The sequence below is a fragment of the Mycobacterium sp. MFM001 genome (genome assembly GCF_003402475.1).
Taxonomy (GTDB): domain Bacteria; phylum Actinomycetota; class Actinomycetes; order Mycobacteriales; family Mycobacteriaceae; genus Mycobacterium.
The window spans coordinates 432,529-454,735 of the sequence record NZ_BFAB01000001.1 but is presented as its reverse complement, the minus strand read 5'-3'; the positions used below and the strand labels follow the sequence as shown (position 1 = coordinate 454,735).

The 22,207-nt window shown below is 68.3% G+C and carries 19 protein-coding genes and 1 pseudogene; 10 read left to right on the top strand and 10 right to left on the bottom strand.

Going from position 1 to position 22,207, the window contains the following annotated elements:
- Positions 1–2: 2 nt before the first annotated feature.
- Together dnaN and dnaA are read right to left on the bottom strand one after the other, a co-directional pair.
- Positions 3–1,202, bottom strand: coding sequence for a DNA polymerase III subunit beta (gene dnaN / locus MFM001_RS02230; protein ID WP_116373095.1), 1,200 nt, complete (start codon positions 1,200–1,202; stop codon positions 3–5).
- A 468-nt stretch (positions 1,203–1,670) separates the two neighbouring features.
- The gene (gene dnaA / locus MFM001_RS02225; protein WP_116373093.1) at positions 1,671–3,173 is read right to left on the bottom strand and encodes a chromosomal replication initiator protein DnaA; all 1,503 of its coding nucleotides are present in this window, start codon (positions 3,171–3,173) and stop codon (positions 1,671–1,673) included.
- Between the two features lie 561 nt (positions 3,174–3,734).
- On the opposite strand from dnaA, the gene rpmH reads away from it, so the two are divergent.
- The 9 genes from rpmH to MFM001_RS02180 all read left to right on the top strand — a co-directional run bounded on the left by rpmH (position 3,735) and on the right by MFM001_RS02180 (position 9,973).
- On the top strand, positions 3,735–3,878 hold the full coding sequence (rpmH, locus tag MFM001_RS02220) for a 50S ribosomal protein L34 (RefSeq protein ID WP_084226258.1): 144 nt from the start codon (positions 3,735–3,737) through the stop codon (positions 3,876–3,878).
- Positions 3,879–3,899: 21 nt separating this feature from the next.
- Entirely contained in the window at positions 3,900–4,250 is a 351-nt protein-coding gene (rnpA, locus tag MFM001_RS02215; protein ID WP_116373091.1) for a ribonuclease P protein component, read from the top strand.
- Positions 4,247–4,570, top strand: a complete 324-nt coding sequence (gene yidD / locus MFM001_RS02210; protein WP_116373090.1) for a membrane protein insertion efficiency factor YidD — start codon at positions 4,247–4,249, stop codon at positions 4,568–4,570. Before rnpA ends, yidD begins: the two co-directional genes overlap by 4 nt.
- Positions 4,571–4,613: 43 nt before the next feature.
- Positions 4,614–5,639 (top strand): membrane protein insertase YidC, encoded by a 1,026-nt coding sequence (gene yidC / locus MFM001_RS02205; RefSeq protein ID WP_238158885.1) that lies wholly within the window; start codon positions 4,614–4,616, stop codon positions 5,637–5,639.
- A gap of 95 nt (positions 5,640–5,734) precedes the next feature.
- Entirely contained in the window at positions 5,735–6,289 is a 555-nt protein-coding gene (locus tag MFM001_RS02200) for a R3H domain-containing nucleic acid-binding protein (RefSeq protein WP_116373086.1), read from the top strand.
- 72 nt (positions 6,290–6,361) lie between these two features.
- Complete coding sequence (rsmG, locus tag MFM001_RS02195; protein ID WP_192886822.1) at positions 6,362–7,066, top strand: 16S rRNA (guanine(527)-N(7))-methyltransferase RsmG; 705 nt, start codon at positions 6,362–6,364, stop codon at positions 7,064–7,066.
- Complete coding sequence (locus tag MFM001_RS02190) at positions 7,063–8,022, top strand: ParA family protein (RefSeq protein ID WP_116373082.1); 960 nt, start codon at positions 7,063–7,065, stop codon at positions 8,020–8,022. Before rsmG ends, MFM001_RS02190 begins: the two co-directional genes overlap by 4 nt.
- Positions 8,019–9,005, top strand: coding sequence for a ParB/RepB/Spo0J family partition protein (locus tag MFM001_RS02185; protein WP_116373080.1), 987 nt, complete (start codon positions 8,019–8,021; stop codon positions 9,003–9,005). Before MFM001_RS02190 ends, MFM001_RS02185 begins: the two co-directional genes overlap by 4 nt.
- A gap of 236 nt (positions 9,006–9,241) precedes the next feature.
- Positions 9,242–9,973, top strand: coding sequence for an acetyltransferase (locus MFM001_RS02180; protein WP_116373078.1), 732 nt, complete (start codon positions 9,242–9,244; stop codon positions 9,971–9,973).
- On the opposite strand, the gene MFM001_RS02175 is transcribed toward MFM001_RS02180, so the two are convergent.
- The 8 genes and pseudogenes from MFM001_RS02175 to MFM001_RS02140 all read right to left on the bottom strand — a co-directional run bounded on the left by MFM001_RS02175 (position 9,960) and on the right by MFM001_RS02140 (position 20,624).
- The gene (locus MFM001_RS02175) at positions 9,960–11,180 is read right to left on the bottom strand and encodes an N-acetylmuramoyl-L-alanine amidase (protein WP_116373076.1); all 1,221 of its coding nucleotides are present in this window, start codon (positions 11,178–11,180) and stop codon (positions 9,960–9,962) included. The two genes, MFM001_RS02180 and MFM001_RS02175, sit on opposite strands and share 14 nt — an antisense overlap.
- A gap of 121 nt (positions 11,181–11,301) precedes the next feature.
- Positions 11,302–11,634: a thioredoxin gene (trxA, locus tag MFM001_RS02170; protein ID WP_062541621.1), complete on the bottom strand. Its 333-nt coding sequence runs from the start codon at positions 11,632–11,634 to the stop codon at positions 11,302–11,304.
- A complete protein-coding gene (gene trxB, locus MFM001_RS02165; protein WP_116373074.1) occupies positions 11,631–12,635 on the bottom strand; it encodes a thioredoxin-disulfide reductase in 1,005 nt (334 codons plus the stop codon). The genes trxA and trxB overlap by 4 nt, the downstream gene beginning before the upstream one ends.
- Before the next feature lie 127 nt (positions 12,636–12,762).
- A pseudogene (locus MFM001_RS02160) lies at positions 12,763–13,221 on the bottom strand (hypothetical protein); the annotation flags it as partial.
- Positions 13,222–13,237: 16 nt separating this feature from the next.
- Positions 13,238–13,843: an RNA polymerase sigma factor SigM gene (sigM, locus tag MFM001_RS02155; protein WP_116373072.1), complete on the bottom strand. Its 606-nt coding sequence runs from the start codon at positions 13,841–13,843 to the stop codon at positions 13,238–13,240.
- A 54-nt stretch (positions 13,844–13,897) separates the two neighbouring features.
- Positions 13,898–17,482 carry a murein biosynthesis integral membrane protein MurJ gene (murJ, locus tag MFM001_RS02150; protein ID WP_192886820.1) on the bottom strand — a complete coding sequence of 1,195 codons (3,585 nt, stop codon included), beginning with the start codon at positions 17,480–17,482 and terminating at the stop codon, positions 13,898–13,900.
- Positions 17,479–19,884 carry a hypothetical protein gene (locus MFM001_RS02145; RefSeq protein WP_116373070.1) on the bottom strand — a complete coding sequence of 802 codons (2,406 nt, stop codon included), beginning with the start codon at positions 19,882–19,884 and terminating at the stop codon, positions 17,479–17,481. The genes murJ and MFM001_RS02145 overlap by 4 nt, the downstream gene beginning before the upstream one ends.
- Positions 19,881–20,624, bottom strand: coding sequence for an NUDIX hydrolase (locus tag MFM001_RS02140; RefSeq protein ID WP_116373068.1), 744 nt, complete (start codon positions 20,622–20,624; stop codon positions 19,881–19,883). Before MFM001_RS02140 ends, MFM001_RS02145 begins: the two co-directional genes overlap by 4 nt.
- 130 nt (positions 20,625–20,754) lie before the next feature.
- Here MFM001_RS02140 and MFM001_RS02135 point away from each other — a divergent pair, with 130 nt between their 5' ends.
- The gene (locus MFM001_RS02135; protein ID WP_116373580.1) at positions 20,755–22,200 is read left to right on the top strand and encodes a CCA tRNA nucleotidyltransferase; all 1,446 of its coding nucleotides are present in this window, start codon (positions 20,755–20,757) and stop codon (positions 22,198–22,200) included.
- The last annotated feature ends 7 nt before the right edge of the window (positions 22,201–22,207 follow it).

Here is a 22,207-nt window from a genome sequence, read left to right as displayed (position 1 = left end):
CGCTAACCGGGCAAACGGACCGGCATCAACAAATAGACGTAGTCGGTCGAGACGGCAGGGAAGGGGCCGCTATCGGTGGGCTGAGGGTCGTCGTCGGATGTGGGGCGCAGCACGGCCGGCCGGCTGGGCGTGGTGAAACCGAACGACACCTTCTCGGAGTGCAACGATCCCAGCCCGTCGGTCAGGTAGGTGGGATTGAAGGCGATTGTCAATGGTTCGCCCGCGAATTCGACCGGGAGGTCCTCTTCGGCGCGGCCCACGTCGTCGGCGCCGGCAGAAAGCCTCAGCACGTCGTCGGAGAATTCCATCCGCACCTGAGCGCCCCGGTCGGCGACCAACGCCACGCGCTTGATGGCCTCGGTCAGCTCGGCGACCCCGATGGTGGCGACCGCGGTGTGTTCGGTGGGCAACAGTTGACGGAACTTCGGGAATTCGGCGTCAAGAAGTCTCGTCGTGCTGCGCTTCCCGTTGCCACTGATGCCAAGCAACCCGTCCTTGCCCACCGCGGACCCTGCGCCGAGCGACAACCGCACTTCGGCGCCGTCACTGCCCGTCTTGGCGGCCTCGGCCAGCGTCTTGGCCGGCACCAGCACCGCCGCTTCGATGTCGGGCGAAGCCGCCGACCATGTGAGCTCGCGCACCGCCAACCGGAACCGGTCGGTGGCGGCCAGCACCACTGTCTCACCGGAAATCTCCACCCGAATACCAGTCAGCATCGGCAGCGTGTCGTCCCGTCCGGCCGCGACAGCGACCTGGCTGATGGCCTCGGCGAACAAGTCCGCCGACAACGCACCGGTCTCCTCGGGCAATGTCGGCAGTGTGGGGTAGTCCTCGACGGCCATCGTCGGCAGCGAAAACCGTGCGCTTCCGCAGGTCAACGACACCCGGGTGCCATCGACGTGGACGTCAACCGGCTTGTCCGGCAGCGCGCGGGTGATGTCGGACAACAGCCGTCCCGACACCAAAACCGTTCCCGGAGAAGCGATTTCGGCAGCAAGCCGCACCTCGGCGGAAACCTCGTAGTCGAACCCGGAAATGGTCAGCCCGTCGTCTGAGCCGGTGAGCAGCACGCCGGCCAGGACCGGCACCGTGGGTCTGGTGGGCAAGTTCCTGGCCACCCACGCGACGGCGTCGGCGAAGTCTTCACGAACCAAGCGGAATTTCAAGTCAGTCAAGCCGACTTTGGTCGTCGCCACGTCCATAGCGTCCCTTCATCACCCCGAACAGCAAGGTTCATCTCCAGCGGGCTAACCCCCGCTGACGAACGCCTGTGCCTGTCATCCGCCACGACGGCCGTAACGGCAGTCGAACAACAACCGTAGAGCCTCCGTCGTCATCTTGAAAGCTAATCGATCGCAGTGACAAGCCACGGTGGTCGAGTGGGTTGCAGGATGTGGAACGGTGTGTCCCCAACGGTCTTTTCGAAGAAGAAACTACGAAGAGATACTCATAGCAGTAGTAAGTGCTGTGCATGTTGGGGACAACCCGATGTCGGTGCTGCTGGGGGCCGGATCGGGGTGTGGATGAAGTTCTCGGCGGCTGTGGGGTTTGTGTGCGAGGGCTGGGGATGCGGCGCGGTTGTGCACGAGGTTCTGGGACGGGCATGACGGTGTCAGCCGGTTGCTCACAGCGGTATGCACAGCCGGCGATGGCAAAAATTTTTTGACAGATCAGCGCTTGGAGCGCTGGCGAATACGGGTCGTGAGTTCTTTGACGTGATCGAAGACCTCGCGACGCTCGGCCATTTCGCCGCGGACTTTGCGTTCGGCGTACATGACGGTGGTGTGGTCGCGGCCGAATGCCTGCCCGATCTTCGGCAGTGAGAGGTCGGTGAGTTCGCGGCACAGATACATGGCGATCTGGCGGGACTGAGCCAGGGCGCGGGTCTTGCCGGGTCCGCGGAGCTCTTCGACGGTGGTGTCGAAGTATTCGGCGGTGGCCGCCATGATGGTGGCCGCGCTGATCTGCATCGTGCTGGCGTCGGCGATCAGGTCGCGCAACACGATCTCGGCCAGCGCCTTGTCGATCGGTGTCTTGTTCAGCGATGCGAAGGCCGTGACGCGGATCAACGCGCCTTCGAGTTCGCGGATGTTGCGTTCGATGCTGCTGGCGATCAGCTCGAGAACCTCGTCAGGTACGGCGAGGCGCTCCATCTGTGCCTTCTTGCGCAGAATCGCAATGCGCGTTTCGAGTTCCGGCGGCTGGACGTCGGTGATGAGCCCCCACTCGAACCGTGTTCGCAGCCGGTCCTCGAGGGTGGCCAGTTGTTTGGGTGGCCGATCGGAGGAGATCACGATCTGCTTGTTGGCGTTGTGCAGCGTGTTGAAGGTGTGGAAGAACTCTTCCTGGATCCCCTCTTTGCCCTCGATGAACTGGATGTCGTCGACCAGCAGCACGTCCACGTCGCGGTAGCTGCGTTTGAACGCGACCTTGCGGTCGTCGCGCAGCGAGTTGATGAAGTCGTTGGTGAACTCTTCGGTCGAGACGTACTTGACCCGCATGCCGGGAAACAGTCGCTGAGCGTAGTTCCCGGCCGCGTGCAAAAGGTGGGTCTTGCCCAACCCGGACTCGCCCCAGATGAACAACGGGTTGTACGCACGGGCCGGTGCCTCAGCAATCGCCAGGGCGGCCGCGTGAGCGAACCGATTGGAGGCGCCGATCACGAAGGTGTCAAAGGTGTAGCGGCGGTTGAGACTCGTACCGCCGGCGGCTGCCGTGTCGTTGCTGGGCGGCCGTTCGGTGAAGTAGGTCGGCCAGCTTTCGTGCGCGCTTGCGAGCGCTTCCCGGTCCTCGTCGACCTCGTCGGTGTCGACGGCAAGGTCTTCGGGAAGCGAGGCGGTGTCGGTGTCGGTGTCGTCGGCGGGCGGCGGGGCGATGCGGACGCCCAGTTCGATTTGGTGCCCGAGCCGCCGGCTGAGCGCGTCGGTGATGTGAGTGCGCAGATGACGTTCGATCTCGTTCTGCACGAAGCTGCTCGGCACGGACAGCAGAGCAAACCCCTCCACGATGGTGATCGGCTGCACCAGGTTTAACCAGGCTCTTTGCTGGGGAGTCAGTGGCGCGACATACGGCTCGCCGTTGATCGGGGCGCCGTTGCCGTCCATGTCGCCGTTGAGTTCGGAGACGACCGCGTTCCACACCGTCGCGAAGCTTGAACTGGGATCATCGGTCAACGACGAATCCCCCTGGCTAGAAATCGCGGTACAACCACTGCTAGCGACGACGAACTGTCCACATGGTTATCCACAGATGTGGACAGGACGGTCGTCATCGCGACGCAGTCTATCGGCGACGGCACGCGAAATCGGCGCCCGAGACAGCCACCGTAGGTTGCCTGGGGAGAGAGCCGGTCCGCCATCCTCGCTTCGTTGTCGGGCGCCGTTCCGGTCTGAAACGGCATTGCCCGAAGCTAACAGTTTTCCGTGCGAGTGCCAACCGTTCTGCAACATTCCTGGTGCGCTTCAAGCAGATTGTTTGACGCGGCGTGGCGGGTGTGAAAGCAGTTAAGGATTGCCGGTTGTAACGCACTGGTTTGACCCGGCGAGGCCGCGTCAGTACCCTCGAACAGTCGCCCGAAAGTCGGCGATACGGCTGCGATCCGAGCTATTTCGCTCGGGGCCCGCGCCGGTTACCAGCGAGACACAGAGCCTACCGAGGCTTCGTGCGGGCAATCGTGTCCGGCCGTTCGAGTTATCTGGCCGGAGCGCGGTGCCAGAGGCAACAAGGAGAGAGCCGTGGCGAAGGGCAAGCGGACCTTCCAGCCGAACAACCGGCGCCGAGCCCGCGTCCACGGTTTTCGGCTGCGGATGCGCACTCGGGCAGGGCGGGCAATCGTGTCCAACCGGCGTCGCAAAGGGCGCCGTTCACTTACTGCTTGATCCATTCCTGGTGACATAGCGGTGCTTTCCGCGCAGAACCGCATGACGCGGTCAACCGATTTCGATGCGACGGTCAGGCACGGGCTGCGAGTCGCGCAGCCGGACCTTGTCATCCACGCCCGGCAGGGTCAGCCGGCGTCACCGCCGAAGGTCGGGCTGATCATTTCGAAGTCGGTGGGCTCGGCCGTCCAGCGTCACCGGGTGGCCCGTCGGCTGCGGCATGTGGCGCGGTCGGTATTGCCGGAATTGAAGTCCGATCACGTCGTGATCCGCGCGCTGCCAAGTAGTCGCGACGCCGTATCGGCGCGGTTGGATCGACAGTTGCGTGCCGGGCTGCGGCGGATCCGGCAGCTGACGGGATCGGCGCGATGACCGCGAGATGGACGCGCAGCGCCGGGACAACCGCGGCGCGTGCGGCGATTTTCGTGATCCAGCTCTACCGGCACATGGTGTCGCCACTGCGGCCGGCAACCTGCCGGTTCATGCCGACCTGTAGTCAGTACGCGGTGGACGCACTGACCGAGTACGGGCTGGTGCGGGGCGGCTGGCTGGCCGCCGTCCGGCTGGCGAAGTGCGGTCCGTGGCATCGGGGAGGATGGGATCCGATACCGGAGCGCGGGGTAGCGCCCGCCGGCGTGCGAGAGGTCTGGGACCCCCCAGCCGAGCGAGGGGAGATCGAGTCCGTTGTTTGATGTGTTCAGCCTGGACATCTTCTACTACCCGGTGTCGGCCATTATGTGGTTGTGGTACAAGGCTTTTGGCTTCCTGCTGGGGCCGTCGAGCTTCTTCACCTGGGCGCTGTCGGTGATGTTCCTGGTGTTCACCCTGCGGGCCATCCTGTACAAACCGTTCGTTCGTCAGATCCGCACCACCCGACAGATGCAGGAACTGCAGCCGCAGATCAAGGCGCTGCAGAAGAAGTACGGCAAGGACCGCCAGCGGATGGCGCTGGAGATGCAAAAGCTGCAGCGCGAACACGGCTTCAACCCGATCCTGGGTTGCCTGCCGATGCTGGCCCAGATCCCGGTGTTCTTGGGCCTCTACCACGTGTTGCGGTCGTTCAACCGCACGACGGGTGGGTTCGGACAGCCGCACATGTCCGTCGCTGAGAACCGGGCCACGGGAAACTACGTGTTCAGCCCAACCGACGTGGCTCACTTCCTGGACGCGAACCTGTTCGGTGCACCAATCGGCGCGTTCATGACGCAGCGCACGGGGTTGGATGCGTTCACCGAGTTCAGTCGCCCCGCGGTGATCGCCGTCGGCGTGCCGGTGATGATCCTGGCCGGCATCGCGACCTACTTCAACAGTCGCGCCTCGGTGGCGCGGCAGAGCCCGGAGGCGGCTGCCAACCCGCAGACCGCGATGATGAACAAGCTTGCGCTGTATGTGTTTCCGCTGGGCGTGGTGGTCGGTGGCCCGTTCCTGCCGCTGGCGATCATCCTGTACTGGTTCTCCAACAACATCTGGACCTTCGGTCAGCAGCACTATGTGTTCGGCATGATCGAAAAGGAGGAAGAGGCCAAGAAGCGCGAGGCGCTGGAACGGCGAGCCGCGAACGCGCCGGCGCCGGGCGCCAAGCCCAAACGCGCGCAAAAGGCCTCGGGAGGAAACGGGGCGTCGACGCCGGCGAGCGAGCCGACGGCGGCCAGCGCGGAAGTCGACGGCCAGGCCACCGAGCCCACGGCCACCAAGGCCAAGGCCAATCCTGCCAACCGGACCCCGCGCCCCGGAGCACGCCCGAAGAAACGCAAACGCTAACCGGCGCGCGGACACGGTCGCTCGGTGGAGCGGGAGCCGGTCTGCAGTAGCCGGGTGAAGAAGCAGCCCGACGACGGGAAGAGAAAGAGACAGCCATGACGGACGCCGAGACAACAGAACGCGACGCGAACGACGAGCCCGTGGAGGACCAGGCGCCAGACGAGGAGCCCACCGCGGACGCCGATTTGGAGGAGCGGTTGGTCGCCGAGGGTGAGATCGCGGGCGACTATCTGGAAGAGTTGCTCGACCTGCTGGACTTCGACGGCGACATTGACCTGGATGTCGAAGGCAACCGCGCGGTGGTCAGCATCGACGGCAGCGACGACTTGAACAAGTTGGTGGGCCGCAAGGGGGAAGTCCTCGACGCGCTGCAGGAGCTGACCCGGTTGGCGGTCCACCAAAAGACCGGGGTGCGCAGCCGGCTGATGCTCGACATCGCCAGCTGGCGTCGGCGCCGGCGGGAAGAGTTGGCGACGCTGGGCGACAAAGTCGCCCGACGCGTGCTGGAGACCGGCGAGCGCGAAGAGCTCGCTCCGATGACACCGTTCGAGCGCAAGATCGTTCACGACGCCGTCGCGGAGGTGCCTGGGGTGCACAGCGAGAGCGAGGGCGTCGAGCCTTCGCGCCGGGTCGTCGTATTGCTCGACTGACCCGCTCGCCGGAGTTACACCGGTGTAGTTCGTAGCGCCGGCGGACGGCGGAAAGACCGGAGGATGTTTCACGTGAAACATGTCGAGGTGGCCGCGCCCCCGGATACCGCCGCGGCAGCCTTCGGTGACCGTCTGGATGTCGCCCAGCGATACGCCGAGCTGCTAGCGGGCACCGGTGTCGAGTGGGGGATTGTCGGTCCGCATGAAGTGGACCGGATCTGGGACCGCCATCTGCTGAATTGCGCTGCGGTGGCCGAACTGCTGGAGTCAGGGGAGCGCGTGGTCGACGTGGGCAGCGGTGCCGGCCTGCCGGGGCTGCCGCTGGCGATTGCGCGGGCTGACATCCGGGTGGTTCTGGTCGAGTCGCTGCTGCGCCGAAGCGAGTTCCTCCACGGTGTTGTCGCGGAGCTCGGGCTCGGCGTCGACGTGGTGCGGGGCCGGGCAGAGGACCGGGAGGTCCGCCAACAGGTGGGAGGGTGCGACGTCGCGGTGTCGCGGGCGGTGGCCCCGCTGGACAAGCTGTCGCGATGGAGTCTGCCGCTGCTGCGCCCGGGCGGTCGGATGTTGGCGATCAAGGGCGAGCGCGCGACCGAGGAAGTCCGTGAACACCGGCGTGTGATGACCGCGTTAGGCGCCGCGAATGTCAGGGTGGTGAAATGTGGCGTGAACTACTTGAGTCCGCCCGTAACCGTGGTGGTGGCACAGCGCGAAAGACCGGCGCCGAGGGGGCACCGGCCGCGCCAGCGGCCCCGCCGGTCGAACAGGGAGAGCCTATGACTGCGCCGCGCGGGCCGCTTGCCTCCGGGCCCGAAGCTCCCCAGCTGTCCGCGCCGAATGTTTCACGTGAAACATCGACCGAATACGACACCCCGATCGGCGCTGCCGCCGAGCGCGCGATGCAGGTGCTGCACACCGCCCACGACCGGCTGCCGCGGCCCAGCCGCCGCCGACTGTTCACGATCGCCAACCAGAAAGGCGGGGTGGGGAAGACTACGACGGCGGTGAACCTGGCCGCGGCGCTGGCGATCCAGGGGCTCAAGACGCTCGTCATCGATCTGGATCCGCAGGGCAACGCCAGCACGGCGCTCGGCATCACCGAGCGGCACTCGGGCACCCCGTCGTCGTACGAGGTGTTGCTCGGCGAGATGCCGCTGCACGCCGCCCTGCGCCGCAGCCCGCACAGCGAACGGCTGTTCTGCGTGCCGGCCACCATCGACCTGGCCGGCGCCGAGATCGAATTGGTCAGCATGGTGGCGCGGGAGAACCGGCTGCGGACCGCCCTGGCCGAACTCGAGCAGTCGGACTTCGACTACGTCTTCATCGACTGCCCGCCGTCGCTCGGGCTGCTCACCATCAACGCTCTCGTCGCCGCGCCCGAGGTGCTGATCCCCATCCAGTGCGAGTACTACGCGCTGGAGGGCGTCTCGCAATTGATGAACAACATCGAGATGGTGAAGGCGCATCTGAACCCACAGCTCGAGGTGACCACCGTCATCCTCACGATGTACGACGGCCGGACCAAGCTCGCCGATCAGGTTGCCGACGAGGTGCGCCGCTACTTCGGCGGCAAGGTGTTGCGCACGGTGATACCCCGCAGCGTCAAGGTGTCCGAGGCGCCGGGCTACAGCATGACGATCATCGATTACGATCCCGGTTCGCGCGGGGCGATGAGTTACCTCGACGCCAGCCGCGAACTCGCCGAACGAGACCGACCAGTGAAGGGGCAACCATGACTCCGCCGACGCGCAGGAAAGGCGGCCTCGGCCGCGGCCTGGCTTCGCTGATTCCCACCGGACCGGCCGAGGGCGAGTCCGCCTCGCAGGGACTGGGTCCGCGCATGGGCGACGCCGCCGCCGATGTGGTGCTGGGCGGTCCGGCCGCGACGGGCGCGGCCGGTATGGGCGCGGTCTACCGCGAGATCGATCCGGCTCTGATCGAGCCCAACCCGCGCCAGCCGCGCCAGGTGTTCGACGACGAGTCCATGGCCGAACTGGTCCACTCGATCCGCGAATTCGGCCTGATGCAACCGATCGTGGTGCGCGCCCTCGGCGGATCCCAGGACGGTCAGCGCTACCAGCTGGTGATGGGGGAGCGCCGCTGGCGCGCCGCCCAACAGGCCGGCATGACGGCCATCCCGGCGATTGTGCGGGAGACGGGTGACGACAACCTGCTCCGCGACGCCCTACTGGAGAACATCCACCGCGTGCAGCTGAACCCGTTGGAAGAGGCGGCGGCCTACCAGCAACTGCTCGACGAGTTCGGGGTCACCCACGACGAACTGGCCGCCCGCATCGGGCGGTCCCGGCCACTGATCACCAACATGATCCGGCTGCTGCGGCTGCCGATCGCCGTCCAGCGCCGCGTCGCCGCCGGGGTGCTGTCGGCGGGCCATGCCCGCGCGCTGCTGTCGTTGGAGGGTGGGCCGGAGGCCCAAGAAGAACTCGCCGCCCGGATTGTCGCGGAGGGGTTGTCGGTGCGGGCCACCGAGGAGGCGGTGACCCTGGCCAATCGCGGCGACGCGAGCAAGCCGGCCGCGCCCAAGCGCAAGCCGATTCAGATGCCCGGGCTGCAGGATGTTGCTGAGCGGCTCTCCAGCGCCTTCGACACCCGCGTCACGGTCAGCCTCGGCAAACGCAAGGGCAAGATCGTCGTCGAGTTCGGGTCGGTGGACGATTTGCAGCGAATCGTGGACCTGATGAACTCGTCGAAGGCCTGAATATACACACCGGGTAATTACGTCACTGTGACACTGCCGTCGTCCCGGCGGGCCGGTCAAGCGTTGTATCTGCCAATCATCCTGCGCCCCAGGGCTTTTGCTCCGTGGAACGGCTGCGACGGCGGCCACACCGCGTTAGTGGCCCAGCGAGGCCCGATGCTCCTATCCTGGAAGGGCTGTCGACGGGCATCAGCTCCAGGGTCGACGGCAGCACCGCACGGAGGCGCAGGAGTCCAGTGACTGCTCGAATCACACCGCTGCGGCTCGAAGCCTTCGAGCAGCTGCCCAAGCACGCACGCCGCTGCGTCTTCTGGGAAGTGGACCCCGCGATCCTCGACAAGGGCGACCACCTCGCCGATCCGGAGTTCGAGAAGGAAGCCTGGCTGTCGATGGTGATGCTGGAGTGGGGATCGTGCGGCCAGGTGGCCACGGCCCCTCCAGCGGAATGCGAACCCAGTGAACCGCCGTGCCTGGGCTACGTGCTCTACGCGCCGCCGCGGGCCGTGCCGCGGGCTCATCGGTTTCCGACGGCTCCGGTGTCCGCCGACGCAGTGCTGCTCACGTCGATGGGGGTGGAGCCGGGCCGCGGCGCCGACGACCTGCCGTACAGCCTCATCGCCCGCGTGGTCGACGAGCTGGTCCGCCGCGGCGTGCGCGCGCTGGAGGCCTTCGGGCGCACCCCGGAGGTCGCCGAGTTGGCCGATCCGCATGCCGTCGACCCGGAATTGCGGCCGGTGCTGGAATCGGTCGGCGACTGCTCGGTGGACCACTGTGTGATCAGCGCGGACTTTCTGCGCGACGTCGGATTCGTCGTGGTCGCCCCGCACCGGTATTTCCCGCGGCTGCGGCTGGAACTCGACAAGGGTCTGGGCTGGAAGGCCGAGGTCGAAGCCGCCCTGGAGCGACTACTGGAGAGCGCGCAACTGCAGCAGCCGGTGGCCGCGGGCTCGTCGGCTACGAACCACTGAGCCGACTGGCCTGCTCCACCGACAACTCGTGAGCAAGGAGCTCGGCGAACGTGAAAGTCCCTGTGGGACGGTCGTTTTTGCCGAGCAGATACAACCGCTTGACGGCGGCGAGGATGCCCTCGGCGATCGCGTCGCGGGTCTGAGTAGTGACCAGCATCGCCCGGTCACGCGAATTGGTGATGTAGCCGACGTCGACCTGAACCGTCGGCATCCGGGTCAACCGCAACAGATCCCACGTCCGGCCGTGGGTGCGGCAATCGCGTAATCCCGTGCGCGCCACCACTTCTCGTTGAATGAAGTCGGCCAGCATGCGCCCGATGGTGGACACCGAGCCGTGCGAGTTACCGAAGTGGAACGACGCCACGCCGTTGGCCGACGGGCTGGCCAGCGTTGCGCAGCGCAGGCTGATCATCAAGTCGGCACCGACGGCGTTGGCCGTCGCGGCGCGTTCCGCATCCGACGGGCTGCGGTTGGTCGGTCGCGACAGAAACGTCTCCATACCGATCGCGGTCATCCGACCTTCGAGCCGACTTGCCAAGTCCCACAAGATATCTGCTTCGCTGATCGGCCCGGACGCGTTCTGTGTGATCAGCCCGTGGTCGGAACCGCCGCGGCCCGGATCGATGATGATGCGCTTGCCGGACAGTTTCGGGCCGGACCGTCGAACCAGTTCTTCTTCGCGGATGGCGTGCGGCGACCCGCCGCTGACCCGCGCACTGAGAAAATACAAGGAGCGCAACGTTTCCGGGCCGCAGATGCCGTCGGCGTAGAGGCCGTACTCGCGCTGGTACGACATCAGCGCGTTGTGGGTCTGCAACCCGAAGTATCCGTCGACGAGCCCGGTGTAGAAACCGAGATCCTGCAGCCTGGATTGCAGTGTCGCGACGTCGTCGCCGTACATGGGCGCGCCGAATTGGTGGCTCAGCGTGCGGGCACCCAGCCGGTAGGACGCTTCTTTGAGGGCACGGTACGTGGCCTCACCGACGACACCGTCCACCAGCAGGCCGCGGTGCTGCTGAAACGCGCGGACCGCGTGGTCGAGCTCCTCGTCGAACAGGTCGAGCGCGACATGTCTTCCGGTGGTGAGATCGTCGTCGGCACTGCTCAGATGGCCCAATGCGGCCAGCGCAGCGCGAATCTCAGTGACCGCTGCGCTGCGGTCACCACAGCGCAGCGCTTCGCCGGCGCCGCGATGCGGAGTCGACATTCCAAGGCCTCCGGTGAGCCGGTGTGATCAGCCCTGCCCATTGCTTGACAGGCTTGGCGGTATTGTCTCAGACGGTCCTCGATTTCGGGAAAACCCCAGGCAAATTGCCGCGGTGTCTCGACTACACGTCGGAAAGCTCACGCAACAGCGCAGCCTTGCCCTTGGCGCCGACGATCCGTTTCACCGGCTGACCGTCCTTGAACAAAATCAGCGTCGGAATCGAGACCACCTGGAAATCACGAGCGGTCTCCGGATTAGCGTCCACGTCGAGTTTGGCGACGGTGAGTTGCCCGGCCTTTTCGGCGGCGATTTCGGCCAGCACCGGCGCCACCATTCGGCACGGCCCGCACCAGGTGGCCCAAAAGTCAACCAGCACAGGCGTATTGCTTTTCAACACGTCGGTTGCGAAAGTGGCGTCAGAGACTTCCACGGGGGTGCCCGTGTTGGCGGTCATCGGGGTGCTCCAATCATCGTTCCGGCGGCGCCGGTGGTTTTAGCAGGGGCAGACTCGGGGGTGTCGGCGTGCTCGGCGAGCCAACGCTCGGCGTCGATCGCGGCGGAGCAGCCGGTGCCGGCGGCGGTGACGGCCTGGCGGTAGCTGCGGTCCACCAGGTCACCGGCGGCGAACACGCCGTCGAGCGACGTGTGCGTGGTGTTGCCCCGAACCAGCACGTAGCCGTCCGGGTCGAGGTCGAGCGCGCCACGGACCAACTCCGAGCGCGGGTCGTGGCCGATGGCGACGAACACCCCGGTGACGGCCAAGGTGGTCTCGGCGCCGGTGGTGGTGTCGCGCAGCCGCAGCCCGGTCACCGTGGTGTCGCCCTCGACCGCCTCGACGACGCTGTTGGTGATGAACCGGATCTTTTCGTTGCTGCGGGCCCGGTTCAGCATGATCTTGGAGGCGCGGAACTCCTCGCGGCGGTGCACGACCGTCACGGTGCGGGCGAAGCGGGTCAGGAAGGTGGCTTCCTCCATCGCCGAGTCGCCGCCGCCGATGACGGCGATGTCCTGGTCGCGGAAGAAGAACCCGTCGCAGGTGGCGCAGGAGCTCACGCCACGGCCCAGTAGCTCTTGCTCCCCGGGCACATGCAGGTAGCGCGCGGCGGCGCCCATCGCCAGGATGACGGCCCGCGCCCGGTGGGTCTCGCCGTCGGCGGTCACCACCGACTTCACCGGGCCGTCCAGCGACACCGATTCGACGTCTTCCATCCGCAGGTCCGCGCCGAACCGCAGCGCCTGCTCACGCATCTGGTCCATCAACTCCGGGCCGGTGATGCCGTCGCGGAAACCCGGGTAGTTCTCCACCTCGGTGGTGGTCATCAGCGCGCCGCCAAACGACGTGCCTTCGAAGACCAGCGGAGCCAGCTGCGCCCGGGCGGTGTAGAGAGCGGCGGTGTATCCGGCCGGTCCGGAGCCGATAACGATCACGTTGTGCACAGGGCTGCTGGCGGTCATACGAGCCTTTCGGATACTTCGAGCGGGGTCCAGACACTTCGAACGCCAGGGTAGGCGGCGCTGTTCCCGGGACTTTAGTGGCGATCGCCAGCGCGGCGGAGCCGGGCGCCGCGGGTCGCCACGGATCTTACGTGCGGGGAACCGACCTGTCAGCCAGCAACCCGGTGTTGCCCGCGCTGCAGGTCGGCGCCACCGCCAGCGCCGCCACCGCGTCGGGCGTGTCGCCGGGCAAGATCAGTAGCACGCCGGGGTGACCGGTGATCTCGATCGGCCGGGCGCCCAGTACCCGGACAGAGCCGGCGTAGCCCAGGCCGGTCAAACAGGACGCGCGTCGTTGCGGGTCGTCGAGCGGGCCGTAGTCCGGCGGGCGGTCCAGCAGTGCGAGGACCTCGGCGTCGGACAACGGAATCGCCGCGGGCGGCCGCGACACCGTGATGTGCTGTGCGGTGGTCGGGCTGCTGGGCGTCGGCTCCGGTGTGCTGACCAGCGCGGCGGTTCCGAGTGCTACGGCGACGGCAGCCGCTGCCAGACCGGCCACCGCGGCGACCACCCGCAGCGGCCGGCCGCCGGGTCGGGCGGCGTGTGCGGGCTTGCGCGGCAGATCAGCATCCGCGTCGTCGTCGGCCATCGGCATCAGTGTGCGACATGGCCGGGGCGGTGTCCTTGTCGAGGTGGCTCAGCACCGTCGCGAGCCGGGCCCGTGCCCGGGCGCAGCGGCTTTTGACGGTGCCTTCGGCGACACCGAGCAGCCGGGCGGTGTCGGCGACGGAGTAGCCGTGCATGTCGACCGCCACCACCGCGGCACGCTGCTCGACGGGCAGGCGCATCAGTGCCCGCTGCACCGCGATCGCCGTCTCCACCTGCGCGGTCCGGTCGGACACCGGGTGGACGTCGTCCAGCGTGGCGGTGGGATGAGACTTGTTGCGGCGCAACCTGTCCAGGCACGAGTTCACCACGATGCGATACAGCCAGCTGCTGACCGCGGCGTCGTGCCGAAACGACCCGGCGCCGCGGTGCACCGACAGCATCGCGTCTTGCAGCGCGTCGGCGGCGTCCTCGGGGTCACGGCTGGTGAGCCGGGCCAGGCGATCGAGTTGGCGGTGATGGCGGTGGAACAGCTCCTCGAACGCGTAGCGGTCCCCTGCGACGTGGTCGGCCAGCAGTTCGGCGTCGCTGCGTTCGCGCCGCGCCCGGCCGCCCAGACCCACGGCCGGACATTAACCAGCCGCGCCGTGCGGGGCACTTCACCCGTGTGGGCTACCTCAGGAGGCGGCCTGCACGGTGATCTCGGAGATCTCGGCTTTGTGCTTGCCGTCGGTGCTGCCCAGCGTGGAGATCCAGACCAGCAGGTTCGACGTCGGCGCCGATGCGTTGACCGGGATGCTGTTGTGCCCGGGATGCAGCGTCGTCGGTTGGGTCAGCGCAGTGGTGTCCTCGAGTTTGGCAGGACTCGACGTCGGCGACGATCGGATCTGAACCTTTGTCCCGGTGCTCGAGACGTCGACGGTCACCGTGCCCACGGTGGTGGGTTTCGGCAGCTGAAGGAGCAGCCCGACGCCGTTCTTGAAGCTGGGGAACGGGTCCGCGTCGGTGTACGTGTCGGTCGACCACGCGGTAGCAGGATTACCGTCGATCGCCTGCGCGGCCTGGCCCGGGCTGTCGGCATCGCCGCCGGGGGAGAAGACCGTCGCCTTCGAGGGTTTGACCGTGCTGCCCGACGCCGCCGAGCCGCTGCTTGTCGAGGTGGTGCTCGACGACGGCGCATTCAGGCCGAGCTGGTCCTTGTCCAGGCCGCCGCCGAGGTCGCCGAAGATCCGGCCCAGCACCGTCGCCAGCACCAGCAGCGCCACCACGATCACGGCGACCGCGGCGCCCACCCCGATCATCACGTTGCGCCGGCGTCGCAGCCGAACCTCGTCGTCCTCTGTAATGCCCCGCCGGAACGGCCCCGGACGCCCCTCGCTGGGCGCCGACTCGTCGATCGGTGTCAGCAGGTCGGTGCGGTCGGCCACCGCCGTCGCCTGCTGCAGAAGATTCAAAAGCGTTGCCGCGCTGCGTATCCCGCCGTCGCCCTGAATCGCGTGACTGGCCGCCGCGGAGATCTGGAACGGAATCTCGCGATCGATCAGCCGAGGTTCCACCGGGTGACCGGACGGATCCCGCTCGGCCGGAGCGAGGCCGCTGCGCACACCCGACTCCGGCAGCGGCCACCGGTTGACCAGCAGCGCATACAGCGCGCCGCCGATGCCGCGGATATCGGCGTCGGGCGTGGCATCGGGCATGGTCGCCGGGAACGCGAGCACCACGTCGCCCTCGATGCTGACCCGCACCCGGCTGGGGTGGTCAATCGACAGCGCGACGCCGGCGTGGTGGGCGGCTTCGGCGGCGGAGGCCAGGGTCTGCATCGCCCGGGCTGCCCCCACTGCGGACGGCGACGTGTTGGCCACCTCCTGCAGTGAGCCGCCCCGGATCCACTCGGCGACAACCAGACCGCCGCGGCCGGTGTGCACGACGTCGAGCACCCTGGCGACGCCGGGTTTGTCGATGCGGCTGAGCCGCAATGTGCGAGAAAGGATTTCGCGCAGTTCGTCATCGGGGAGCGTGCCGTCGGGGTCGACGAACGTCAGCGCCACCTGCCGGTCCAGTGCGGTGTCGAGGGCCTGCCAAAACTGCAATCCCGGTCTGCCGCCGTGGAATACCAGCAATCGGTAACGGCCGCCGGAGATGCTGGCGCCGGGCACCAGGTGCAGGTCTTCCCGCGACGGCGGCGGTCCGGGCGCCGGCTCGCGGGGCGCGTCGAACTCGATCGGATCGGACTCCGCGTCGCTGGGCGACGGCGCCGAAACTGTGCCGACCTGAACCTCGGGCGGAATGTCGGGCTGGAAGTCGTCAGCGGACTGCCGGGACACCTCCGGCTCCGACGCAGGTTTGGACGAGGTGTGCTGTGTTGGGCCGTCAGTCACCTCCGGTCCTTTCCCCATCCCCGCCCCGGCTACTTGCTCGGGAGGCCTTCGCCGGATGGGTCCCCGGACCGGATACCCCCCCGGCGCCAGCGAATTCCTCTGCTCAGAGTACGTGACCCCGCCGCGACCGGACAGGCGGTCGGGCGGCGCAACCTTGCCGGCGGCTAATCCTGCACCGGTCCCGCCGAGCCATCGGCGCACCGCGGCCGCCGCCGCTTGCGCCTCCGGCACTCCCGCGCGCAGCATGACCGCGGCCATGATCGGCGCCATGATCACCGCGACCACGAAAAGCCGAAGCAGCGAGCCGGCCCCGCCGCCGTGCGCCGTCAGCGCTTCCAGCCCGAGCAGCTGATCGATGACGTGCGCGACCAGGCCGGCCAGCAGCGACGCGGCGATGGTCACCAGGATTGTCCGCGTTTCCGCGGCGCCGATCAGATGCCCGCTGGGTGGGCGCAGCGTGTTACGCAGCAGGAAGTAGCCGACGATGGCGCCGGCCAGGAAGCCGAGCCCGTTGGCAAGGCCCAGGTACCCGGCGACCAGTTCGCGGTTGTCGGTGACATACGGCGCCAGCAGCGATCCGGCGACCTTGACCGTGGTGATGACGACGATGATCACGATCGGTGTCCAGGGCTGCTCGCGGGCGTAGAAGACCCGCAACTGCAATAGCACCAGCGCGTAGGGGATCAGCGTGAACGCCGATAGCGCGATCGCCGCACCCAGATAGCCCGCGTCGACCTCGCCGAACCGCCCGTACGCGAACAGCGCGCTGCCGATCGCCGGCCCACCGACCGTCATGAACGCGACCGTCGGGATCAGCGTGATCATCGTCAACCGGGTGGCCAGCGACAGGTCGGCCAGCACGGCGGGCGTGTCGTCGGCGGCCGCATTGCGGCTCAGCCGCGGCATCACCACCGTCAACACCGTCACGCCGATCATGCCGAACGGCAGCTGCAGGACCAGCCAGGTGTAGTTGTAGATCGCCGGCCCGGAAGCGGCTGCGGTGCTGGCGATCTGGTTGCCGATGATGAAGCCGAGCTGGCTGATCAACACGTAGAGCACCATCGCGGCGGCCATCGCGCCGAAGCGTTTGAGGCGTTGGTCGACTCCCCACAGCGGACGCAGGCTGATGTGCCGGCGCCAGATCGCCACCAGCAGCACCCCGGCCTGCGCCACCACTCCGAGCGTGGTGCCGATGCCGAGCACCAGCAGTTTGGCGTTGCCCATCTTGACCGGGTCGACGGACAGCTGCCCGGGCACGGCCAGGTAGACCCCGAGCGTGGCGATCGCGACGACGTTGTTGACGACGGGCGCCCACGCCGGCGGCCCGAACACGTTGCGGGTGTTGAGGATCGCCATGAACACCGAGGACAGGCCGTAGAAGATCACCTGTGGCAACAGCAGGTAGGCGAATGCGGTAGTCAGCGCCTCGTTGACCTGTGGGCTGCGGCCCAGCATCAACCGCACCAGCAGCGGCGCGGCGGCCACCGACAGCAGGGTGGTGACCAGCAGCAGCGTGGTGGCCAGCGTGACCAGGCGCCGCACGAACGCCTGACCGCCGTCGGGGTCGTCCTGCTCGGCGCGCGCGAGCACCGGCACGAAGATCGCAGTGAACGTCGCCTCCAGCACCAGCGCGGCGATCTGGTTCGGCAGCTGGTTGGCCACCGAGAAGGCGCTGGTCAGCGCCGCCCCCAGGATGGCGGCCAGCAGCACGATCCGGGCGAACCCGGTGATCCGGCTGATCAGTGTCGCGAACGCCATTCCCCACGACCGCGACACCAGAGCCGCGTCGGACAGTTCGACGCGCTGCTGCGGTGCCGTGGCCTCCAGCGGCGTCGGGGAGGACAGCTGCGCCGACAACGGCACGCGCCGGCCGACCGAGCTCATACCGGGTGCTCTTCCTCAACGCGGTCGACCACCGGGGTCTGGTCGACGTCGCCGTGGTCGGGCGGGTCGCGCGGACGATCCAGGTCGGCGGGGTCGGGCTGGCCGCGGAAGCGGTGCCACAGCCGTCGTCCGGCCAGGGTCACCAGCACCGCCGCCGCGCTCAACGTGATCGCGAACAGCACCTTGCCGTAGGCGTTGGAGTGCACCGACAACCGCACCGGCTCGCCCAGCGGCACCCCGTCGGGGGTGCGCAGCGACACGTCGATGGCCACCCGCTGGGTGAAGTTGACCTCGATCGGCACCCGCAGCGGCAGATAGCCCGGCGGCAACTCGATTTCGCCGAGGTCGGTCACGCTCATCCCGGGCGGGGCGTCGACGTGCAGCCGCACCCGGATGGGCACCGCCAGGCCGTTGTGCAGCGCCAGCGGCAGCGGGCTGTGCTCGGTGGCCAGGGTGTAGGACCCGCCGGGGTTGACGATCGTGACCGACCCGAACAGGTCGTCGATCGTGCTGCCGACGATCTGCACGCGCCGGTGTGCCAGCCCGTTGCGGGTGTCGGGCCGCTCGGATTGGCTGAGCGCGCGCAGCATGTCCTCGCGCAGCGGCGCGGTGTAGCCGGCACCGGTCAGCCCGGTGCGGACATCGGTGGTCAGCGCCGCCGTGAGGCCGTCGAGCCGGCCCAGCTGACCGGCGATCTGGGCGATGACGACGTCGTCGAACCGTCCCCGCTGACCCACGGCGTCGACTACCGGCAGGGGTGCCGTGTTGACTGCTGCGGCGTCGGCGATCAGCGCGGGCAACGGCCGCGGCACCGCCAGCCCGGAGCGGACGGCGGTGGCCAGCGTGGTCAGGATCGCTCCGGCGTCGTCGGATTGCAGGGTCCAGGTCGCCGGCGGCACCAGAATCTCGGTGCGCTGCCCGACGTCGGGCTGCAAACTGCGCCACAGCATCGAGCCCAGCGCGTCCTGGCGGCGGGCGGTGGCGGAGTCGTGCCGCAGCCGGACCGCAAGCGCGGCGTCCAGATACGTCGGCGCGACGGGGTCGGTGCCCGCACCGGCCAGCGCCGCGCCGACGGTCGGGTCGAACGGCGCGGCGACCACCTGCGCCGACACCCGGCGCGGCGCGATGTTGGCCGTCGCGGGCTCGCCGGTCGCGGAGTCTTCGGCGGACAGCTCGGCCGCGGCGACCGCCACCGTGGTCGCGTTGGCGCCGAGCAAATCCACGCTGCGGCGGGTCAACAAGCCGTCGGCGATCACGGTGGCCCCGCGGACGGACGTGACGCCGAGGATCTGGTCGACGATGTCGCCGGCGGTAGCGGTGCCGGCGGCATCGCTGAGACCGGCGTCGCCCACCCGTTGCACAGCGTCGAGGTCGGCCTGCGCGTACGGGGTGGGGGCCACACACATCCGGTGCGCCAGCGCGCGCAACCGGTCCAGCCAGCTCACGGCGGCGGCCTGCCCGGTGCCGGGGTGCGTCGGCGCGCCCGGCCCGGTGCTGTCGGGGGTGTCGGAGACGACGTAGCCGCGGGTCATCGCGTTGACCGTGACGAGCAGGTCCGGGTCGACGGCCAGGCACAGCGAGCGGCCCACGGCCCCGTCGGGGTCGACGTCGCGGCTGGTGGCGAATTCGGCCGCGGACAGCAGAATGTCCAGCCGGCCGCCGGTGGCCAGCGAGGTCGCCAGCTCGTCGTCGATCAGGCGCACCGGGATCGTGCCGCCGGGTACGCCGGGGGACAGCCGCGGCCGGTCGGCCAGCGGCCACAGCATGGTCACCTGCACCGGTTTGGAAGTGTCGGGCGCGACGACGGAGCTCAGCGCGTCGGAGGACTTGTCGGCCGGGTCGGCGGGCACGCCCATCACCGGCAGCAGGAACCGGGCGTTGTCGAGGCGCGCCGGTTCGCCGTAGTCGGGTGTGCCGTTGACGTTGACCAGTAGCGGGTAGACGCCGGGCTTGTCGATGGCCAGCGACGGCTCGCCCAGCGAACGCACCGGCGCGGACAGCGTGAAGCCGGCGTTCTGGCCGCGCTGCAGTTCGCTGGCCACGGTCAGGAAGTCGGCGACCGGCTCATACTGGTCGGTGCCGCCGTCGAGGTTGGTGCGCAGTCCGGCCGACGAGGCGACGGCCGCGGCCCGCTCGAGGCGGACCATCACGTCGCGCACCGGCCGGTCGCCGACGTTGGTCACGATTCCGGTGACGGTGACGGTCGGCTCGCTGGTCGTGGTGACGACGTCGGGGGTCACCTGGTCGACGCGCACCTGCACGAACGGGGTCGTGCCGGGCTCGCCCGCGACGGCGCGCGGCGCGGCGGTCGGAAGCGTGAGCACGGCCCCCAGACCAGCCAGGATGCCGGCCACCGCGGCGAGGCGCAGCAGTGCGGCCCGCCCGTACCGCGAGCTGGTCACGGCCCGGGACCGCGACCGTTCTTCCGGCCCGGCGCGGGTTGACGATGGTGGGCGCGCGAATGTGTTTGCGGCCGTCGCCGCGGCGAGGTGGGCGGCAGCGGCGGCAACGCCGCCGGGCCGTCGGCCTGCAGCTTGTCGATCAGTTCGTCGGCCACCTCGGCCAGCCGCCGCTCGTCGGCGTAAGCCAGCCGCGACGGCAGTTCCCGGATCGGCACCCACGCCACTTCGGCGACTTCGAGGTCCTCGTCGGACAGCTCGCCGCCCGAGCACCGCATCAAATAGTGATGCACGGTTTTGTGCACCCGCCGGCCGTCGGTGACGAACCAGTAGTCGATGCTGCCCAGCGCGGCCAGCACGCTGCCTTGAATCCCGGTCTCCTCGGCGACTTCCCGAATCGCGGTCTGCTCGGCGGTTTCGCCGAGTTCGATGTGGCCCTTGGGTAACGACCACAACATCCGGCCGCGGCGGTCGATGCGACCGATCAGCGCCGCGACTTGTTCTTCGCGGGGCCCGTCGATGCCGTCGATCACCAGTCCGCCGGCGGAGGTTTCGTGCACGGTGCGCAGCCGTTCGGGTCCGCGCCGCGTGGAGCGCCCACGACCCGACTTAGCCGGCTCGGTGGACTGGGGGGCGCCGTCGACTGGGGTGTTGTCAGCGCGGTTTTCGGAAGTTCCGGCGGCGCGACGACCCCGGCGCCTGCCTCGGCGCCGACGTGGTTTGGCTTGTTCGCCGTCCGACACCCAAGCGATAGTAGCTGGCACGCCTAAGCGTTCCAGGGCACACTCGCCGTTAATCGTCCGACTAGGCTGGATGGTCGTACTCCTCCTCGGCCGGCGCGGCCGCATCGTCGCCCGACTAGGCTGGTCCAACGTGCCCGAAACCGCTCAGGACGCCGATCTGCTGACTGCGGCCGCCGTCGCATTGAACAGGCACGCCGGCCTTTTGCGCGAACTCGGCGAAATGTTCGCTGCGGCCGGCCACGAGCTGTATCTGGTGGGCGGGTCGGTGCGTGACGCGCTGCTGCAGCGGCTCAGTCCCGACCTGGATTTCGCCACCGACGCGCACCCCGAGAAGGTGCAGAAGATCGTGCGGTCGTGGGCGGATGCCCTGTGGGACACCGGGATCGAGTTCGGCACGGTCGGCGTCGGCAAGGGCGAGCACCGTCTGGAGATCACCACGTTTCGCGCCGACCGATACGACCGGGTGTCGCGCAACCCGCAGGTGCGGTTCGGGGACTCGCTGGACGACGACCTGTCGCGCCGCGACTTCACGGTCAACGCGATGGCGGTGCGCGTAACCCCAACCGGCCCCGGCGAATTCGTCGATCCGCTAGGGGGTTTGGCGGCGCTGCGTGCCGGCGTGCTCGACACCCCCGCGGCGCCCGAGGAGTCGTTCGGCGACGACCCGCTGCGCATGCTGCGCGCCGCACGGTTCGTCTCGCAGCTGGGCTTCACCGTGGCGCCGCGAGTGCGCACGGCGATCGAAGAGATGGCCCCGGAGTTGGCCCGCATCACCGCCGAACGGGTGGCCGCCGAGTTGGACAAGCTGCTGCTCGGCACCGACCCGGTCGCCGGGATCGACCTGCTAGTGGAAACCGGCATGGGCGACGTGGTGCTGCCCGAGGTCGGCGGCATGCGGATGGCCATCGACGAGCACCACCAGCACAAGGACGTCTACCAGCATTCGCTGACGGTGCTGCGGCAGGCCGTGGAATTAGAGGGCGCTGGAGGTCCTGACTTGGTGTTGCGCTGGGCGGCGCTGCTGCACGACATCGGCAAGCCCGCCACCCGTCGTCACGAGCCCGACGGCGGGGTGAGTTTCCACCACCACGAGGTGGTCGGCGCCAAGATGGCCCGCAAGCGGTTGCGGGCCCTGAAGTACTCCAAGCAGATGGTCGACGACATCTCCCAGCTGGTGTACCTGCATCTGCGGTTCCACGGATACGGCGAAGGCCGTTGGACCGATTCGGCGGTGCGCCGCTACGTCACCGACGCCGGCCCGCTGCTGGGAAAGCTGCACAAGCTGGTGCGGGCCGACTGCACCACCCGCAACAAGCGACGGGCTGCCAGGCTGCAGGCCAATTACGACAACCTCGAAGCGCGGATCGCTGAGCTGGCCGCCGCCGAAGACTTGCAGCGGGTCCGGCCGGACTTGGACGGCAACGAGATCATGAAGCTGCTGGACATTCCGCCGGGGCCGCAGGTCGGCGAGGCGTGGAACTACCTCAAGGAGCTTCGGCTGGACCGCGGGCCGCTGTCGCATGACGAGGCGACGGCCGAGCTGCTGGCCTGGTGGAAGGCCCGCGGGAACCGGTAGCCGTCGC

Excerpts from the sequence above, each read along its gene's own strand:
- dnaN (WP_116373095.1), bottom strand. The coding sequence starts at position 1,202 with ATGGACGTGGCGACGACCAAAGTCGGCTTGACTGACTTGAAATTCCGC.
- yidD (WP_116373090.1), top strand. The coding sequence starts at position 4,247 with ATGACCGCGAGATGGACGCGCAGCGCCGGGACAACCGCGGCGCGTGCG.
- yidC (WP_238158885.1), top strand. The coding sequence starts at position 4,614 with ATGTGGTTGTGGTACAAGGCTTTTGGCTTCCTGCTGGGGCCGTCGAGC.
- MFM001_RS02200 (WP_116373086.1), top strand. The coding sequence starts at position 5,735 with ATGACGGACGCCGAGACAACAGAACGCGACGCGAACGACGAGCCCGTG.
- MFM001_RS02190 (WP_116373082.1), top strand. The coding sequence starts at position 7,063 with ATGACTGCGCCGCGCGGGCCGCTTGCCTCCGGGCCCGAAGCTCCCCAG.
- MFM001_RS02185 (WP_116373080.1), top strand. The coding sequence starts at position 8,019 with ATGACTCCGCCGACGCGCAGGAAAGGCGGCCTCGGCCGCGGCCTGGCT.
- MFM001_RS02175 (WP_116373076.1), bottom strand. The coding sequence starts at position 11,180 with ATGTCGACTCCGCATCGCGGCGCCGGCGAAGCGCTGCGCTGTGGTGAC.
- trxA (WP_062541621.1), bottom strand. The coding sequence starts at position 11,634 with ATGACCGCCAACACGGGCACCCCCGTGGAAGTCTCTGACGCCACTTTC.
- trxB (WP_116373074.1), bottom strand. The coding sequence starts at position 12,635 with ATGACCGCCAGCAGCCCTGTGCACAACGTGATCGTTATCGGCTCCGGA.
- murJ (WP_192886820.1), bottom strand. The coding sequence starts at position 17,482 with ATGAGCTCGGTCGGCCGGCGCGTGCCGTTGTCGGCGCAGCTGTCCTCC.